Annotated in this window: 13 protein-coding genes; 10 read left to right on the top strand and 3 right to left on the bottom strand. The window is 63.5% G+C overall.

The window, feature by feature from the left end:
• Nucleotides 1–332 precede the first annotated feature (332 nt).
• Nucleotides 333–1,763: a serine hydrolase gene (locus M2400_RS14145; protein ID WP_259197216.1), complete on the bottom strand. Its 1,431-nt coding sequence runs from the start codon at nt 1,761–1,763 to the stop codon at nt 333–335.
• Between the two features lie 25 nt (nt 1,764–1,788).
• Nucleotides 1,789–2,703: a LysR substrate-binding domain-containing protein gene (locus M2400_RS14140; RefSeq protein WP_177044620.1), complete on the bottom strand. Its 915-nt coding sequence runs from the start codon at nt 2,701–2,703 to the stop codon at nt 1,789–1,791.
• Between the two features lie 389 nt (nt 2,704–3,092).
• Here M2400_RS14140 and M2400_RS14135 point away from each other — a divergent pair, with 389 nt between their 5' ends.
• From M2400_RS14135 to M2400_RS14095, 9 genes are all read left to right on the top strand, one after another.
• Nucleotides 3,093–4,652: an ABC transporter substrate-binding protein gene (locus M2400_RS14135; RefSeq protein ID WP_259197215.1), complete on the top strand. Its 1,560-nt coding sequence runs from the start codon at nt 3,093–3,095 to the stop codon at nt 4,650–4,652.
• Between the two features lie 2 nt (nt 4,653–4,654).
• Nucleotides 4,655–5,596, top strand: coding sequence for an ABC transporter permease (locus tag M2400_RS14130; RefSeq protein WP_003208135.1), 942 nt, complete (start codon nt 4,655–4,657; stop codon nt 5,594–5,596).
• Nucleotides 5,593–6,471, top strand: a complete 879-nt coding sequence (locus tag M2400_RS14125) for an ABC transporter permease (RefSeq protein ID WP_003208137.1) — start codon at nt 5,593–5,595, stop codon at nt 6,469–6,471. The genes M2400_RS14130 and M2400_RS14125 overlap by 4 nt, the downstream gene beginning before the upstream one ends.
• The gene (locus tag M2400_RS14120) at nt 6,468–8,111 is read left to right on the top strand and encodes an ABC transporter ATP-binding protein (RefSeq protein ID WP_177078320.1); all 1,644 of its coding nucleotides are present in this window, start codon (nt 6,468–6,470) and stop codon (nt 8,109–8,111) included. The genes M2400_RS14125 and M2400_RS14120 overlap by 4 nt, the downstream gene beginning before the upstream one ends.
• Nucleotides 8,112–8,223: 112 nt before the next feature.
• Nucleotides 8,224–9,477, top strand: coding sequence for an OprD family porin (locus tag M2400_RS14115; RefSeq protein ID WP_259197208.1), 1,254 nt, complete (start codon nt 8,224–8,226; stop codon nt 9,475–9,477).
• A 207-nt stretch (nt 9,478–9,684) separates the two neighbouring features.
• The gene (locus tag M2400_RS14110) at nt 9,685–10,803 is read left to right on the top strand and encodes a succinylglutamate desuccinylase/aspartoacylase family protein (protein WP_177044628.1); all 1,119 of its coding nucleotides are present in this window, start codon (nt 9,685–9,687) and stop codon (nt 10,801–10,803) included.
• 148 nt (nt 10,804–10,951) lie between these two features.
• Complete coding sequence (rocD, locus tag M2400_RS14105; protein WP_259197206.1) at nt 10,952–12,148, top strand: ornithine--oxo-acid transaminase; 1,197 nt, start codon at nt 10,952–10,954, stop codon at nt 12,146–12,148.
• 147 nt (nt 12,149–12,295) lie between these two features.
• Complete coding sequence (acnA, locus tag M2400_RS14100) at nt 12,296–14,947, top strand: aconitate hydratase AcnA (protein ID WP_259197204.1); 2,652 nt, start codon at nt 12,296–12,298, stop codon at nt 14,945–14,947.
• Nucleotides 14,940–15,653 (top strand): transporter substrate-binding domain-containing protein, encoded by a 714-nt coding sequence (locus M2400_RS14095; RefSeq protein WP_177120797.1) that lies wholly within the window; start codon nt 14,940–14,942, stop codon nt 15,651–15,653. Before acnA ends, M2400_RS14095 begins: the two co-directional genes overlap by 8 nt.
• Here the strand turns inward: M2400_RS14095 and M2400_RS14090 are convergent.
• Entirely contained in the window at nt 15,650–16,012 is a 363-nt protein-coding gene (locus tag M2400_RS14090; RefSeq protein WP_177078310.1) for an NUDIX hydrolase, read from the bottom strand. The two genes, M2400_RS14095 and M2400_RS14090, sit on opposite strands and share 4 nt — an antisense overlap.
• A 141-nt stretch (nt 16,013–16,153) precedes the next feature.
• Between M2400_RS14090 and M2400_RS14085 the strand changes: the two genes are divergently transcribed.
• On the top strand, nt 16,154–17,134 hold the full coding sequence (locus M2400_RS14085) for a Gfo/Idh/MocA family protein (RefSeq protein ID WP_259197201.1): 981 nt from the start codon (nt 16,154–16,156) through the stop codon (nt 17,132–17,134).
• Nucleotides 17,135–17,139 lie beyond the last annotated feature (5 nt).

The raw sequence follows: 17,139 nt of genomic DNA, 5'->3' as shown, positions 1-17,139 counted from the left end.
GGGAGCTGTCGAGCTTTAGCGAGGCTGCGAGGGGAGCGCTGCGGTGTGACTGGGGCACCGAGTGGCCTGTATCGCAGGCAGCTCCCACATTTTGATTTGTGAATACATTCCAATGTGGGAGCTGTCGAGCTTTAGCGAGGCTGCGTTGGGAGCGCTGCGGTGTGACTGGGGTACCGAGTCGCCTGTATCGCAGGCAAGCCAGCTCCCACATTTTGATTTGTGAACACATTCCAATGTGGGAGCTGTCGAGCTTTAGCGAGGCTGCGATGGGAGCGCTGCGGTGTGGCTGGGGTACCGAGTTGCCTGCATCGCGGGCAAGCCCGGCTCCCACATTAGAGCTTCATGCCGACCAAGACTTCCTGCTCCTTCCCGGCACTGTTGACGTTGACCGTACGCGCCACACGCACGCGGTCACGGTCAAATTCACACACCACCCGGTCGCGAAACGCCGTCTGCGGGTAGATCCAGGTCATCTCCAGCGTCCCGGTATCCAGCCAGCGCGCACCGGCAACGATCTGCGCGTCCTTGAATTCATAACCGTGGTGCAACGCTCGACCCGGTATGCTGGTGGTGCCGGTGATCCAGCGATCAATCCCCACTTCAAGGACATGGCTGGCCTTGCTGTCGGTCAGTTGGAAGCGCAGCACATCACCCTCAACGGTGAACGCCAGTTGCCGCACATCCAGGCCGTTCGGTTCCACCTGATAGCCACCAGTGAAATCCGCCGGTCCGGCGCAGGCTGAAAGCAAATCAGGCCGCAGCGCCATGCTCGCCAAACGCCCCTCCAACCGCGCATCCGCTTCAGGGTTGACGCTGCAATCACTGCCAAACGCCGCCGGAAAATGCCGCTCGACAAACGGGATCAGCTCTGCCGAATTCTTCATCCCGCCGATCACCACCAGCGTTGCGCCGTACTCACGAAACACCATCGCCATTTGCACAAACACACCCACGGCACTGAAGGCGTGTGCCGGCTTCATCATCCAGTGATAACCGTAACGACTGTCCGGCCCACCTTGTGGCCGGGTGGCCGCAGCAACCCAGGCGGCCGGCAGAATCTGCTGGCCATTCCACACGCCGCCTTGTGCATGCAGCACGGCCAGCTTGAGCATGGCCGACGTAGGTGCCTTGAGCCCGTTACCGCCGGGGTTCACACCGTCGGGGCCGATGTCCCAGCGTTCGTTATGGATGTCCAGCGGCACAAATAGCCGCGGTTTGAGATAAGCGTGCAAGGTCTGCCCGGTGACCTTGTTGATCAGCGCCGAGAGCATGTAGCTCGCCGCACTGGTATAGACGTAGGTGGTGCCCGGCGCATAGGCCAGCGGGATCTTGAAGAATTCGGTAATCCAGCTGGTCTCGATCCCGCGCCACACGGAGCCCGAGGTATTGGCGGCGTGGCCGGTGCGCATGGTCAGCAGGTGCTCCACGGTCATGTCCGCCAGGCGCGGGTCGGCATCGGCCGGCACGAACTCGGGGAAGAACCCCACCAGCCGGTCATCCAGTTTCAGCAACCCTTCATCCAGCGCCAGGCCAATGGCGCAGGCGGTAAAGCTCTTGGCCACCGAGTGCAATACCCGTGGCTCGTTGGGGTCCACCGGCCAGCTCCAGCCTTCGGCGACCACGTGGCCGTGGCGGTGCAGCATCAGGCCTTGCAGGTCCAGGCCGGCCGCTTTCACTTCGTCGAGAAAGGCAATCAGGTGCTCGGGATCAACGCCGACACTGCTGGCGCTGGCGCGGGACAAACCATCGTAGGACATGGGCATAAACAGGCTCGTGGTGGGAGGAAGATCAACGGCTGCGGTGCACCAGCCGCGAATAGGAAATCAGCATGCTGGTCAGTTCCTGGCTGACGCTGGTAAGCGGTGATGAGCGGCGGCTGATCAGGCACACATCGCGGGGGGCCAGCGGCTCGTCGATGGCGATGGTGGTCAGGGCGCTGGAAAACAGCTTCATCCCCGGCAGCATGCGCGGCTCGATGGTCAGGTAGTCGGTTTCCGAGACGATGTGCAGGGTTTCCAGCAACGAATCGGTGGTGATCGCGATCTTCGGCGGCGCCAGGCCCTGGGTGCGGAACAGTTCGATCAAGCGGTTCTCCGCGCCGCCTACCACGCCGGCCGGGCGTACGCTGATCCACTGGCAGTCGGTGAGGGCTTGCACGGATTTTGCGTGGGCCTGCGGGTGGCCCTTGCGCGCAATGATGCCGGCGTTGGAGCTGTAGAGGCGGTCGATGGCCAGGTCGATATCGGCCACGTTGGGCGCCAGGGGGCACAAGACGAAATCCAGGCGCCCATCGCGGACTTTTTCCACCAGGCCTTTGGTCGTATCGCTGGCCACATGCACCTGCATGCGCGGGAAGCGCTGGGTGAAGTTGCTCAGTACCGGCAGCAGCAGCTCGGCCAAGGGTTCGGAGGTGACGCCCAGGGCGATATGGCCTTCGGGCTCGCCTTTCCAGGGTTGCAGGTCGAGCAGGGCGCGTTCGCAATCGAGGGTGATGGAGCGGGCGCGGGCCAGGAACACCTCGCCGGCCGGGGTCAGGTTGATGCCCTGGTTGGAGCGTTGCAGCAGCACCACCCCGAGTTCTTTTTCCAGGGTCTGGATCGATTGGGTCAGGGTGCTTTGCGCCACATCCAGTTGGCGTGCGGCAGAGCGGAAGCTGCCTTTTTCAACCACGGAGCAGAACGCACGAAGATGGGTGAGGGTCATGACAGTCGACTCAGTCAGTGCTGCATTTAAACCATTGAATGCCAGCCAGCTTATCTGATGACTATAGGTGCGCACAGATCGGTATGAGTGATCACGATCATTATTTCTGATCGGAAAAACCGCCTGTTTTTCAGCTACAGGCCCTGATTTCTCGGTACGGTAAGGCCTGGGCAACCCACGGACGGTTGATGATCGGATAAACCGAGCCCGATCACTCGGAGCGTTCTTCTCAAGTTCATCCGGTGGCGAATAAGATCGGTCCAGGAACATTCGCAAACCGTAATCAGCGACTAAAACAACAACAACTATTCAGGTGTTCGGCCGTGCCTCTTTTTGGGTCCTGCCAGCGTCCGAACCCAAGCGTAAGGATCATTCAAGGTGCATTTATCATGAACAAGACTTTAATCCTGGCTGGCGCCTTGTCCGCCGCGCTGGTGGGCACTGCCCACGCCGAGAATCTGTTGAAGGTCGCGTTGAACGCCGACATTCGCAGCACCGAGCCAGGTGTCAACCGTGACACCAATTCCGACGCCGTCATCTTGCACATTACCGAAGGACTGGTGGCCTTCCGCGAAGATGCCACCGTCGGCCCGCTGCTGGCCAAGGACGTGCAGGTGTCCGACGACGGCCTGCGCTACACCTTCCATCTGCGCAGCGGGGTCAAGTTCCAGAACGGTGCGCCGTTGACCTCCGCCGAAGTGCTGTGGACCTGGAAACACTACCTCGACCCGAAAACCCAGTGGCGCTGCGCCCCTGAATTCGATGGCCATGGCGGCGCCAAGATCGTCGACATGAGCGCCCCGGACACACTCACCGTGGTGTTCACCCTGGACAAACCCAACGGCCTGTTCCTGACCAGCACCGCGCTGCCGGAATGCGGCGGCAGCGGCATCCTGCACCCCGACTCGGTGGTCGACGGCCAATGGAAAACCCCCATCGGCACCGGCCCGTTCCGCCTGGGCGAGTGGAAGCCCGGCCAGTACATCGACCTGCTGCGCAACGCCCATTACACCCCGCGTGACGAGAAAGAACCGGACGGCTACACCGGCAATAAAACCACCACCCTCGACCGCGTACGCCTGCTGGTGATCCCCGACCCGGCGGCGGCCAAGGCGGCCTTGCTGTCGAAGAATGTCGACCTGCTGATTGACGTCACACCGCTGGACGCCACCGAACTGGCGGCCAACCCCGGCATCAAGGTCACCTCCAGCGGCACCATGTCGGTCAACGCGCTGTTGTTCCAGACCCGCGACCCGTTGCTCAAGGATGTGCGCCTGCGCCAGGCCATCGCCCATTCGCTGGATTCGGCGCAAATCGTCGCCGCCTTGACCGGTGGCCGCTCCCAGGCCAACAACTCGATGGTCGCCAGCGGCAGCCACTACCACCAGGCCATCGAGAACCAGGGCTTCGACTTCGACCCGGCCAAGACTGCCCAACTGCTGCGTGAAGCCGGCTATAAAGGCCAGCCGATCAAGCTGATCGTCAACAAACGCTACGCCGCGATCTTCGACATGGGCGTGTTCGTGCAAGCCATGGCCAAGGCCAGCGGCATCAACCTGGAACTGGAAACCCTGGAGTGGGGCACTCAGCTGGAGCGCTACCAGACCGGCAACTACCAGATGATGGCGTTCCCGTATTCCGAACGCCTCGACCCGGCCCTGAGTTTCGACTCCATGACCGGCGACAAGGACAAGGAAGCCCGCAAGGTCTGGGACAACCCCCAGGCCCAGGAATGGCTGCGTGAAGCCCAGCGCGAAGGCGACATCACCAAGCGCCAGGCGCTGTTTGATCAACTGCATCAGCAGATGCTCAAGGACGTGCCGATGATCCCGATGTACAACGGCAACGCCATCGCCGCCAGCCGCGATTACGTGCACGGCCTGCGCACCTGGCCGGTGTCCAAGCCGCGCCTGTGGACCGTCAGCGTGCCTGCCACCGGGAGTAACTGAGGATGTTGCGTTTCATCTTCCAACGGCTGGCGATGTCGATCCCGACCTTGCTGCTGATCTCGCTGATGGTATTCGCGATCATCCGCCTGGTGCCCGGTGACCCGGCGCTGCTGATGCTGGGTGACATGGCCGACGCCCATAGCCTGGAGGTCGCGCGTGCGTCCCTGGGCCTGGACCAGCCGTTGCCGCTGCAGTTTGTGATCTGGCTCAAGGCGGTGCTCAGTGGCGACCTCGGGCATTCCATCACCACCAATGAGGCGGTGTTGCCGCTGATCCTTGACCGCTTCCAGGTGAGTGCCGGGATCGTGCTGGTCTCGGTGTTGCTCGCGGCGTTGATTGCGGTACCGGCCGGTTTGCTCTCGGCGTGGAAACAGAACAGCTCCCTGGACTTTGGCGTGGTGTCGACCGCCACCCTGTTGCTGTCGATTCCCAGCTTCTGGCTCGGCTTGCTGTTGCTCTATGCGTTCGGCATCAAGCTTGGCTGGTTGCCGGTGGTGGGGTATGTGTCGTTCGGCCAGTCGCCGTGGCAGGCGTTGAGTTTTATCGTGCTGCCGATTGTCACCCTGACCCTGGTGGAACTGGGCGCAATCACCCGCATGGCCCGGGCCAGTGCAATCGAAGTGCTGCGCCTGGAATACATCACCCACGCCCGGGCCAAGGGCCTGTCGGAGCGGGCGGTGCTGTGGCGGCATGCGCTGCGCAACTCGTTTGCGCCGACCCTGACCCTGATCGGCCTGATCCTCGGCAACCTGCTCAGCGGCATCGCGGTGCTCGAAACGGTGTTCACCCTGCCGGGCATCGGCCGGCTGATGGTCGACGCCATCTACGCCCGGGACTACCCGGTGCTGCAAGGCTGCCTGCTGCTGGTGACCTTTGTTTATGTGCTGGTCAACCTGTTGGTGGACCTGCTGTACCCGCTCTTCGACCCCAGGGTTAAGTTATGAATAAGCCTCTACCTGCCGCACCCGAGGTGCTGTTGCCGGCACCGGCGCGTGCCCCCAGGGCCTGGCGTGTGCCGCCGTTGAACGCGCTGATCGGTGCGCTGCTGCTGGCCTTGTTGTTGATCATGGCCTTGCTCGGCCTGGTCTGGACGCCCCACGACCCGTTGGCCCTGAACCTGTTGGCGCGCTTGCAGGCGCCCACGGCCGCGCACTGGCTGGGCACCGATGAGTACGGCCGCGATGTGCTGAGCCGCCTGATGATCGGCGCGCACACCAGCCTGTGGGTGAGTGTGTTGACGGTGACGCTGGCGATCACCGCCGGCACAGTGCTGGGCCTGCTGGCCGGGTTCCTGCGGGGCTGGGTCGACCGTGGCTTGATGATGGTCAACGACGCATTGCTGGCGTTTCCCGGCATCCTGCTGGCCCTGGGCTTGATGGCGATCATCGGCCCGAGCCTCTACGGGATCGTGTTTGCGCTGAGCCTGGCCTACACGCCGTCGGTGGTGCGGGTAGTGCGCGGCACGGTGCTGTCGCTGCGCGAGAAAGAGTTTGTCGAGGCCTCGCGGGTGATCGGCAACTCCGAGCTGTACACCATGCTGCGGCACATCGCGCCGAACTGCGTGGCACCGGTGTGCGTGCTCGCCACCAGCATGTTCGGCTGGGCGATCCTGGCGGAAAGCTCCCTGAGTTTCCTCGGCCTGGGCGTTCCGCCGCCGGCCGCCACCTGGGGCAACATGCTCGCCGCCAGCCGGCCGTATATCGCCACAGCCAGTTGGCTGGGGCTGTTTCCCGGTGTCTGCATCGCCATGGCGTTGCTGGCGTTCAACCTGTGTGGCGATGCCTTGCGCGATCGTCTCGACCCGCGGATGAGTAAATGACCATGACTGACATCCTTCTGGCAGTCGACCAACTGAAAATCCGCGTGGGGGCCCACGGCCCGCTGGCGGTCAACGACCTGAGCTTCACCATCGCGCCCGGCGAAATCGTGGCGCTGGTGGGCGAGTCCGGCAGCGGCAAGACCATGGCCGCCCGCGCCGCCATCGGCCTGCTGCCACCGCCCCTGGAACAATGCAGCGGCCAGGTGCGCTTCCAGGGCCATGACCTGGGCAGCCTGGCGCCGGAGCAATTGCGCCAGTTGCGCGGGGCGAAGATCGGCATGGTGTTCCAGGAACCCATGGTGTCCCTCAACCCGTCCATGAGCATCGGCGAGCAAATGGCCGAAGGCCTGCGCCTGCACACCAAACTGACCGAGGCGCAGATCCGCGAGCGCAGCCTGGAGATGCTCGGGCATATCGGCATCAAGGACGCCGAGCGTTGCCTGGCGGCGTTTCCCCACGAGTTCTCCGGCGGCATGCGCCAGCGCATCATGCTCGCCTCGGTGATGCTGCTGCGCCCGGCGTTGCTGATTGCCGACGAGCCCACCACGGCCCTCGATTGCCTGGCGCAACTGGACGTGTTGAAGCTGATGCTCGACCTGACCCGCGAGCAGGGCACTGCGATCCTGTTTATCAGCCACGACCTGTCGCTGGTGGCGCGCTACGCCGACAAAGTGGTGGTGATGCGCGAAGGCCGCGCGGTGGAGCAGGGCACCATCGAGCAGATCCTGCTGGCGCCCAAGGCCGAGTACACCCGGCAACTGCTGGAAGCCCTGCCGCGGCGCGGCACCCTGGCAGCCTTGCCCAAGGCAGACCGGCCGTTGCTCACGGTCAAGGACGTGTGCATCGAACACCCTGGGCCGCGCAGCCTGTGGGGCCGCAGCCAGTTCAAGCGGGTGGTGCACTCGGCCAACCTGTCCATCGCCCCCGGGGAAACCCTGGCGCTGGTGGGTGGCAGCGGCTCGGGCAAGACCACCCTGGGCCGGGCGATTGTCGGCCTGAACAGCCCGTGTTCCGGTGCCATCGAGTTTGAAGGCGTGGACATTCTCAAAGCCGGCAACCGCGACCATCGCCTGCAATGCCAGATGATTTTCCAGGACCCGTATTCGTCCCTCGACCCGCGCATGAAGATCGGCGACATCCTCGCCGAACCCCTGCGCCATGTGCCCGGCATGACGCCGGCGCAACGTCGGGAACGGGTGGCGAAAACCCTGGTGGACATTGGCCTGGCGGAGCAGTTTGTCGACCGCTTCCCGCACCAGTTGTCCGGTGGCCAGCGCCAACGCGTGGCCATCGGCCGGGCACTGGTGCGTCACCCGCGCCTGGTGATCGCCGATGAGCCGATCTCGGCGCTGGACATGACCATCCAGAAGCAGATCCTCGAGCTGTTCGAACGCCTGCAGGCGCAATACGGCTTTGCCTGCCTGTTCATCTCCCACGACCTGGCGGCGGTGGAACGCATCGCCCACCGGGTGGCGGTGATGAGCGAGGGCAGGGTGGTGGAAATGGGCGCCCGCGACGAGATCTTCGACCGCCCGCAACACCCTTACACCCGCAAGCTGCTGGCCGCTGCCAGCCCCTTGGAGAAACTTGAAAACGGTGGCTACCGCATCCGCCAAGGCCCCGTACCGCTAGCGCTGTAACCCAGGACTGACGTCACCCGCCGCGCAAATCACTGATTTGCGCGAACGGCGAAGCCATGCCCGAAGAACAATAAAAACACCAACCCCCACCACACTGCCAGGAGCTAAAAAAATGAAAAAATCCCTGACTCAACTCATCACCGGCGTCGGCGTTGTCAGCAGCGGGCTGGTCCCGTCACTGGCCTACGCAGACTTCATCAAGGACAGCAGCGGTACGCTGGAATTGAAGAACTACTACTTCAACCGTGACTACCGCGAAGCGGCGTCCCAGTCGATGCGCGCCGAGTGGGCCCAAGGTTTTATCCTCGGCATCAAGTCCGGTTTCACCGAAGGCACCGTGGGCTTCGGCCTGGACCTGACCGGCATGCTGGGGGTGAAACTCGACTCCAGCCCTGGGCTGTCCGGTACGGGCTTGCTGCAGCGTGACAGCGACAAAAACGTCTCTGACGATTACTCCAAACTGGGCGTAACCGCCAAGGCGCGCTTCGCAAAAAGCGAGCTGCGTGTGGGTTACCTGGTGCCGGACCTCCCGATCCTGCAACCCAACACCAGCCGTCTGTTCCCGCAGTCCTTCAGCGGCACCCAGTTGGTGTCCAACGACATCAGCAACTTGAAAATCACCCTCGGCCAGATCGACCAGGCCAAGGACCGTGACTCCACCAACTACGAAGACATGAAGCTGACCACGGTGAGCAAGGTCTACAAAAGCACCGCCCTGAGCGACCAGTTTCGCTTTGCCGGTGGCGACTATTCGCTGACCCCCAACACCTTGCTCAGCTACCACTACGCTGCGCTGGACAGCATCTACCAGCAGCAATACGTGGGCTTCAAGAACAACTTCGGCCTGGGACCGGGCACGCTGAAAACCGACGTGCGCTACTTCAAGTCCGACAAGGACGGTGCGGGCCTGGCGGGCAAGGTCGACAACAGCGCGTTGAGCAGCCGCCTGACCTACACCTACGGCGGCCACAGCATTGGCGGCGGCTTCCAGCAGCAATACGGCACCACGCCGTTTACTTACCTGGACGGCTCCATCACCTACCTGTTCACCGAGTACCAGTTCAGCAACTTCACCCAGACCAAGGAACGTGCCTGGCACGCCCGCTATGACTACAACTTTGCCGACCTCGGTTTGCCGGGCCTGCTGTTCGGGATCAAGTACGCCAAGGGTGATTCGGCCGAGGTGCTCGGCTTCAACCGCGAAGGCCGCGAGTGGGAGCGCGATCTGGACCTGGGTTACGTGGTGCAGAACGGGCCTTTCAAAGGCGTGTCGATGCGCTGGCGCAACGCGCTGAGCAAAGGCAACTACTTCAACGACGTTAACGAGAACCGCGTGATGCTGGGCTACACCCTGGCGCTCTGGTAACCACCCACTGTGGGAGCGGGCTTGCCCGCGATTGCGGTGGGTCAGTCACGCAATAGGCTGGCTGACCCACCGCTATCGCAGGCAAGCCAGCTCCCACACTGATCGGATTACCAGATCGAGATAGCCCTGGCCGCCCTTACAGACGATCACGCCGGCTCGTTAATATTTCTTCAGCGTTCATCACTCGAATATCGAGATTTCCGGTTTATGAAACTTAAATCACACCCCTTGCTGCAAGCGACACAAGGTACCCACAGGCACGTGGACAGTGAGCATTACGGTGCAATGGGTGCAGGTCGAAAAATCTATATCCAGGCGGCGCTGCATGCCGACGAAACCCCGGCGCTGCTGGTAGCCGCGCACCTGCGCCGGCAACTGGTGGAACTGGAAAATGCCAACCGCCTGAATGCCGAGATCGTGCTGGTGGCCGTGGCCAACCCTACGGGGCTGAGCCAATACATCATGGGCGCGCCCAGCGGGCGTTTCGAGCTGGGCAGCGGGCGCAATTACAACCGGGGTTTTCCGGTGCCATACCCGGCGATTGCCGACAAGATTGAACACCTGCTGGGCCAGGACATCGACGCCAACCGCCAACTGATCCGCCAGGCGTGGGGCGAATGCCTGCTGGACGCGCAGCCGCTGGACGAATTCCAGTCCCTGCAACGTACCCTGATGCTGCTGGCCCACGACGCCGATATCGTGCTGGACCTGCACTGCTCCCGTGAAGCCGCGATGCACGTGTACACCGGTGAAGCGGTGTGGGCGACGGTGGAACCACTGGCGCGCTATATCGGTTCCGAAGCCTCGTTGCTGGCCACCGACTCCCAGGCCAACTCCTTCGATGAGGCGCTGTACCTGCTGTGGGTCAACTTGCGCGAGCGGTTTGGCGACCGGTTCCCGATACCCGACAGCAGCGTGGCGGTGACCGTTGAGCATCGTGGCCAGCGGGATGTGTCCTATGAGCTGGCGCAGCATGACGCCACGGCAATTATTGACTACCTGACTCACCTGGGCGCGATTGAAGGCACGCCACGGCCATTGCCGGCCCTGCGCAACCCGGCGACGCCATTGGCCGGCAGCGAGCAGTTTTATGCGCCGTGCGCCGGGGTGCTGGTGCACCGGGCGGCGGTGGGCAGCCGCATCGAGGCGGGGCAGGCGTTGTTCGATATTGTTGACCCCCACAGTGGGCAGGTCACCACAGTCAACAGCCACAACACTGGCGTGCTCTACATGCGCCGCGACGTGCGCTTCGTCAAACCCGGCGATCCGCTGGGGCGCGTATCCGGTGCCACACCGATTCGCAGCGGCAAGCTACTCAGCGCCTGACGCAGGACAAGTGTGGGAGCTGGCTTGCCTGCGATAGCGGCGGCACATTTGACATCAATGCCGCCTGATACACCGCCATCGCAGGCAAGCCAGCTCCCACATTGGCGCTGCGTTGTTCATTCATTATTTATTTGGCAGGACATCGCTCATGCACTCCAACCCGGCAATTACCCTCGAAAACCAATTCTGCGCCCACAACTATTCCCCCTTGCCGGTGGTGATCGTCAAGGGTGAGGGCGTCTGGGCCATTGGCGACGATGGCAAGCGCTACCTGGACATGATGTCGGCCTATTCCGCCGTCAGCCACGGCCATGTCCACCCGCGTATCCGCGCCGCCGCCGTGGCGCAGATCGACAAGATCAGCGTGGTGTCCCGGGCGTTCTACAGCGAACCCCTGGGCAACTTCCTCAAGACCCTGTGCCGCATCACGGGCTTTGACTCGGCCCTGCCGATGAACAGCGGCGCCGAAGCCGTGGAAACCGCGATCAAGGCCGCCCGGCGCTGGGGCTATCGAATCAAGGGCATCGCGGCCAACCAGGCCAACATCGTGGTGGCCGACAACAATTTCCACGGCCGCACCTCGACCATTGTCGGCTTCTCGTCAGAGCCCGACTACAAGGCCGACTTCGGCCCGTTCTGCAACGGCTTCACCGAGGCACGCTTCGGTGACATTGAGAGTTTTCGCCAGGCCATCACCGCCGACACCTGCGCGGTGCTGATCGAACCGATCCAGGGCGAGGCCGGCATTCGCGTGCCGCCGGCCGGTTTCCTGCGGCAACTGCGCCAACTGTGCGACGAGACCAACACCTTGCTGATCCTCGATGAGATCCAGTCCGGCCTGGGCCGCACCGGCAAGTGGTTCGCGTTCCAGCACGAAGGCATCCGCCCCGACGCATTGATCCTCGGCAAAGCCCTGGGCGGCGGGATCATGCCGGTGTCGGCGTTTGTCGCCGATCACTCGATCATGGATCTGTTTGACGCCGGCAGCCACGGCTCGACCTTCGGCGGCAACCCGCTGGCGGCGGCCATTGGCCTGGAAGCGCTGAAGGTGCTGGAAGAGGAGGGGCTGATCGACAACAGCGCGCAACTGGGCCATTACCTGGTGGAGCGCCTGAAGGCGATGGACTCGCCGGCCATTCGCGAGATTCGCGGGCGTGGCTTGTGGGTCGGCGTGGAGCTGGACCGCGATGCACGGCCAATCTGCGAAGCGCTGCTGGCCGAAGGATTGCTGACCAAGGAAACCCACGAAAACGTACTGCGCATCGCGCCGCCGTTATCCATTACCCGAGAAGAACTGGACTGGGGCCTTGAGCGTATCGAGCGGGTATTCAAACAGCTTGCCTGACCACGCCCTTTTACGTAGCAGCTGTCGAGCGAAGCGAGGCTGCGTTCGAGGACGAAGTCCTCGCCGGGTTCACGGCCGCCTCGCCGCCGGACGCAGCCTCGCTTCGCTCGACAGCTGCTACGACTTACCCAGATTTGAGTGTTCCGCATGACTGATTTTCTAAATCACTTGAATGTCGACCAGCAGCGCTTCGCCTACATCGACCTGCACCGACTGCTGACCCCGGCGCAACTCCAGCGGCTGCCGTATTCCGTGCGCATCCTCCTGGAAAACATTGCCCGCTGTGCCCCGGCGTCACTGCCCCAGGTAGTGGCGCGGGCCATCGGCGAAGGGCCGGATTGCGAAGTGCCGTTCCAGCCCAACCGGCTGATGTTCCACGACACCACGTGCCTGCCGGCCCTGGCGGATTTCGCCGGGATGCGCGATGTGGTGGCGGAACTGGGCGGCGATCCCCGGGCGGTCAACCCGTCGATCCCGGCGGTGCTGACCATCGACCATTCGGTGATAGTCGAGCATTACGCCGAGGCGGGCGCGGTGGACGCCAACCTGGACATCGATTTTCGCCGCAACAGCGAGCGCTATCGCTTTATCAAGTGGGCCCAGGCCAGCCTCGACAACTTCAAGGTGATCCCGCCGGGTACCGGGATCATCCACCAGATGAACATGGAGTCCATCGCCCAGGTGGTGTGGGAAAGCGCGCCGCGCGACGGCCATGTGCTGCTGCACCCCGACTGCATGGTCGCCACCGACAGCCACACCCCAATGATCAATGCCATCGGCGTGCTGGGCTGGGGCGTTGGCGGCCTTGAAGGGCAGGCGGCGATGCTCGGTGAGCCGGTGCCGATTCCTTACCCGCAGGTGGTGGGCATTCGCGTGACCAACGCCTTGCGCGACGGCGTGACCGCCACAGACCTGGCGTTGACGGTGACTGAACTGTTGCGCCGGCGCAGCATGGTCGGCAAGTTCGTCGAGTTCACCGGGCCGGGCCTGGCCTCCCTGAGTTGGGCGGCGCGGGGTACGGTGGCGAACATGGCGCCGGAATACGGCGCCACCGTGGTGTTTTTCCCGTTTGATGACGAGACGCTGGCGTACCTGAACCTGAGTGCGCGCCCGCAAGCCTTGATCAACAAGGTCTCGGCATACATGGCGGCGCAGTCGCTGTGGCGCCGGGAGGAGGACCCCGAGCCGCTGTTCGATGAGTTGATCGAGCTGGACCTGGCACAGGTGGAGCCGAGCGTCGCCGGCCCCCATCAACCCCATCAGCGCCAGTCCCTGGCAGACGCCGGGGCTTCGTTTCATCAGCACGTGAGCGCCGACAAACAGGTGTTTTTCGAGCCGTCGTTCCAGGTGCCGATTACCCATGGCGCAGTGGTGATGTCGGCGATCACCAGCTGCACCAACACCGCCAACCCGGCGCAGATGATCCAGGCCGGGCTGTTTGCCCGCAATGCCCGCGCCCGTGGGCTGACGCGCAAACCGTGGGTCAAGACGTCGCTGTCGCCGGGCTCGCGGGTGGTGGCGGATTACCTCGAAGCCGCCGGCTTGCTGGAGGATTTTGCCGCACTGGGTTTCGACCTGGCCGGCTTTGGTTGCATGACCTGTATCGGCAACTCCGGCAGCCTTGAACGCCACGTCGAGACCTTCGCCGAACAGGGCTTGAAAGGCGTGGTGGTGCTTTCGGGCAATCGCAACTTCGAAGGCCGGGTCAACCCGAAAGTCCCCGCTGGTTACCTCGCATCGCCCGCGTTGTGCGTGGCCTATGCGATTGCCGGCAGCATCGACATCGACCTGTCGACCCAGCCGCTGGCGATGGACGCCCACGGCCAGCCGGTGTTCCTGCATGAGCTGATGCCCGGCGAGGGCGATGTGGCCGCGCAAGTGGCGGCGGTGGTGCGCCCGGCGCTGTTCCGGCAGCGTCAGCAACTGCTGTGGCAAGGCACTCACCATTGGCAGGCGCTGGAGGCCGACGCCAGCGTGCAGTTCGCCTGGCACCCGGATTCCACCTACCTGCGCCGCCCGCAGTACCTTGCCGAGGTAGCGCCGTTGCCGGCCGCTTCGTTGTCCATCCGCAATGCCCGGGCGTTGGTGGTACTGGGGGACAACGTCACCACCGACCATATCTCCCCTGCGGGCACGATCCCGGCTGACAGCCTGGCCGGGCACTGGCTGCAGGAGCGCGGTGAAGCGCTGGCGGACCTCAATCAGTATTCGACCCGACGCAGCAACCACGAGGTGATGGTGCGCGGCGCCTTCACCAACCCGCGCCTGAACAACCTGCTGAGCCCCGACCAACCCCCGCGCCAGGGCGTCTGGGCGTGGAATGCCGACCGCAGCGACTACCTGCCGCTGTACCTCGCCGCACAAAGCTATGCGGGTACGCCGACGGTGCTGTTTGCCGGGATCAACTACGGTGCCGGCTCCAGCCGCGACTGGGCGGCCAAGGTCCTGACCCTGCTGGGGATCAAGGCGGTGGTGGCCCGCAGTATCGAGCGGATCCATCGCAGCAACCTGATCGGCATGGGCGTGTTGCCGCTGGTGTTTGATGAAGGCGCGACAGTGCAGGACTTGCACCTCGATGGCGGTGAGTCCCTGAGCTTCCTCGGCCTGGATCACTTGCAGGTCGGCGAGAACCCGATCACCTTGCTGATTGAACGTGCCAACGGCGAAACCACGCACACCGCGCTGACCTTGCGCCTCGACTCGTTGCAAGAGGTTGGTTACCTTGAACACGGCGGCGTCTTGCCCTTTGTCATTCGCAAGACCGTGCAAAGAACCGTTCAAGGAGCGCGTAATGATTGACCCGCAGGTACTGCAACAACTGGCCCCCGAGGGTGTGCTCAAAGCCGCCATCAACTTCGGCAACCCGGTGCTGGCCCAGCGCGGCGAGGGCGGCGAGCCCCAGGGCGTGTCGGTGGCACTGGCCAAGGCCCTGGCCGATGAGTTGGGTGCAAGGCTTGAACTGATCACCTTTGAAGCAGCCGGCAAGGTCTTCGCCGCGTTGGCCGATGACCTCTGGCGGGTGGCTTTCCTGGCCATCGAGCCGGTGCGCGAGCGGGAAATCGCCTTCAGCGCGCCCTACGTGATCATCAAGGGCACCTGCCTGGTGGCGGTGGACTCACCCTTGACCCACGTCGCGCAGCTGGACGCTCCCGGCCAACGCATCGCCGTCGGCCAGGGCGCAGCGTACGACCTGTACCTGAGCCGCACGGTGCAACACGCCGAATTAGTGCGCGCGCCCACCTCGGCGGGCGCCGTAGACCTGTTTATCGAGCAAGGCTTGAACGCAGCGGCCGGGGTTCGCGATTACCTGCGCACCCGGGTCGATGAGCGCTGGCGCCTGCTGGACGATGATTTCATGAGCATCAGCCAGGCCGTCGCGGTACCGGTGGCGCACACAGCCGCTGCCGCGTTCGTCAAATCCTTTGTCGAACGGCAGAAAGCGAATGGCTTGGTAAAACAGGCGTTGTCGCGCAGTGGGCAAAGCCCGGAACTGGCGGCGCCTTAGAGACGGCGCAGGAACGATTTGACGATCTGCTGGGTGGCCTGGGTGGTGTCCAGGTCGTCCAGGCGCGTGTAGGGATGCCACTGGCATTCCTTGATTTCACTCAGAGGCCGGGCCTCATCGATATTCACCACTGACGCCTCGAACACATGGTGCAGCGTGTCGCTGGCCTTCAGCTCCTGCAATAACAGCAAACCGTCCACGTTCAGCCCGGTTTCTTCTTCCAGTTCCCGCGCGGCGGCGCCCACCGGCCGCTCGTCGCGCTCGACCTTGCCACCGGGCAGTGCCCATTTCGATCGGGCTTTACGCACGAACAGGATGTGCCCGTCGTGCTCGCAAATCACCGTGGCCCTTATTTTCATCGTCTGTGCCCCTGCAGTTGGATGAATGTCATAAAAGTGTAATGCAATTGTCATGCTCAGTCTTTATCCGGCAGGGTGGAGAGGGGGCCGGAAAACACCGATACTGCGCCATCGAAAAAAACTCACCTGAAGGAGATGCAGATGAACACCGTACGCTGGGGCATGATCGGCTGTGGCAGTGTCACTGAACTCAAGAGTGGACCCGCCTTCTACAAAGCGCCAGGTTCCGCGCTGGTGGCCGTGATGGGGCGCCGCGAGGAGGCCGTGCGCGATTATGCGGCACGCCATGGCATCGCCCGGTTCTACACCGACGCCCAGGCGCTGATCGACGACCCGGAAGTGGACGCGGTCTATATCGCCACGCCGCCCGACAGCCACCTCGAATACAGCCTGATGGTGGCCGCCGCCGGCAAGCATTGCTGTGTCGAGAAACCCATGTCGCTGAACGCCGAGCAAAGCGCGTTGATGCAGCGCACCTTCGAACAGGCCGGGCTGCACCTGTTTGTGTCCTACTACCGGCGCTCCCTGCCGCGTTTCCAGCAGGTGCGGGACTGGCTGCAGGCCGGGCGCATCGGCGAGTTGCGCCATCTGACCTGGACCTTGTGCAAGCCGCCGTCCGAGGATGACGCCAGCAGCACCAACTGGCGTACCGATCCGCTGATCGCCGGCGGCGGCTATTTTGCGGACCTGGCCAGCCACGGTTTTGACCTGTTCCAGTACCTGGCCGGGGATATCGTCGATGTGGCCGGTTTCACCGCGCGCCAGGCCGGGCGGTATGCCGCCGAGGATGCCGTGACCGCCTGCTGGACCTTCGCCTCGGGCGCGCTGGGCATGGGGTGCTGGAACTTTGTCGCCGACCGTCGCGAGGATTGGGTGGAACTGATCGGCAGCAAGGGCCGTATCACCTTCTCGGTATTCGATGAGGCACCGTTGCGCCTTGAGGCCGAGACCCGTGAGGAACTGACGGTACCTAACCATGCGCACATCCAGTGGCATCACGTGCTGGCAATGAATGCGCATATTCGCGGCGAGAGCAAACACCCGGCGCTGGCCATCGAGGCGTTGAAGACCGACCGGGTCATGGACCGGGTGCTACAACGTAACCCCAACCTGGCTGTTTAACCGTG

The sequence above is a fragment of the Pseudomonas sp. BIGb0558 genome (assembly GCF_024807515.1).
In the GTDB taxonomy this organism is placed as follows: Bacteria; Pseudomonadota; Gammaproteobacteria; order Pseudomonadales; family Pseudomonadaceae; genus Aquipseudomonas; species Aquipseudomonas yamanorum_A.
This window is presented reverse-complemented; position numbering and strand designations above follow the sequence as displayed.

Bases quoted from the DNA above. Each gene is read 5' to 3' on its own strand.
- M2400_RS14090 (WP_177078310.1), bottom strand. From the start codon at position 16,012: ATGAAAATAAGGGCCACGGTGATTTGCGAGCACGACGGGCACATCCTG.
- M2400_RS14110 (WP_177044628.1), top strand. From the start codon at position 9,685: ATGAAACTTAAATCACACCCCTTGCTGCAAGCGACACAAGGTACCCAC.
- M2400_RS14140 (WP_177044620.1), bottom strand. From the start codon at position 2,703: ATGACCCTCACCCATCTTCGTGCGTTCTGCTCCGTGGTTGAAAAAGGC.
- M2400_RS14095 (WP_177120797.1), top strand. From the start codon at position 14,940: ATGATTGACCCGCAGGTACTGCAACAACTGGCCCCCGAGGGTGTGCTC.
- M2400_RS14145 (WP_259197216.1), bottom strand. From the start codon at position 1,763: ATGCCCATGTCCTACGATGGTTTGTCCCGCGCCAGCGCCAGCAGTGTC.
- M2400_RS14130 (WP_003208135.1), top strand. From the start codon at position 4,655: ATGTTGCGTTTCATCTTCCAACGGCTGGCGATGTCGATCCCGACCTTG.
- M2400_RS14125 (WP_003208137.1), top strand. From the start codon at position 5,593: ATGAATAAGCCTCTACCTGCCGCACCCGAGGTGCTGTTGCCGGCACCG.
- M2400_RS14085 (WP_259197201.1), top strand. From the start codon at position 16,154: ATGAACACCGTACGCTGGGGCATGATCGGCTGTGGCAGTGTCACTGAA.
- M2400_RS14120 (WP_177078320.1), top strand. From the start codon at position 6,468: ATGACCATGACTGACATCCTTCTGGCAGTCGACCAACTGAAAATCCGC.
- M2400_RS14135 (WP_259197215.1), top strand. From the start codon at position 3,093: ATGAACAAGACTTTAATCCTGGCTGGCGCCTTGTCCGCCGCGCTGGTG.
- acnA (WP_259197204.1), top strand. From the start codon at position 12,296: ATGACTGATTTTCTAAATCACTTGAATGTCGACCAGCAGCGCTTCGCC.
- rocD (WP_259197206.1), top strand. From the start codon at position 10,952: ATGCACTCCAACCCGGCAATTACCCTCGAAAACCAATTCTGCGCCCAC.
- M2400_RS14115 (WP_259197208.1), top strand. From the start codon at position 8,224: ATGAAAAAATCCCTGACTCAACTCATCACCGGCGTCGGCGTTGTCAGC.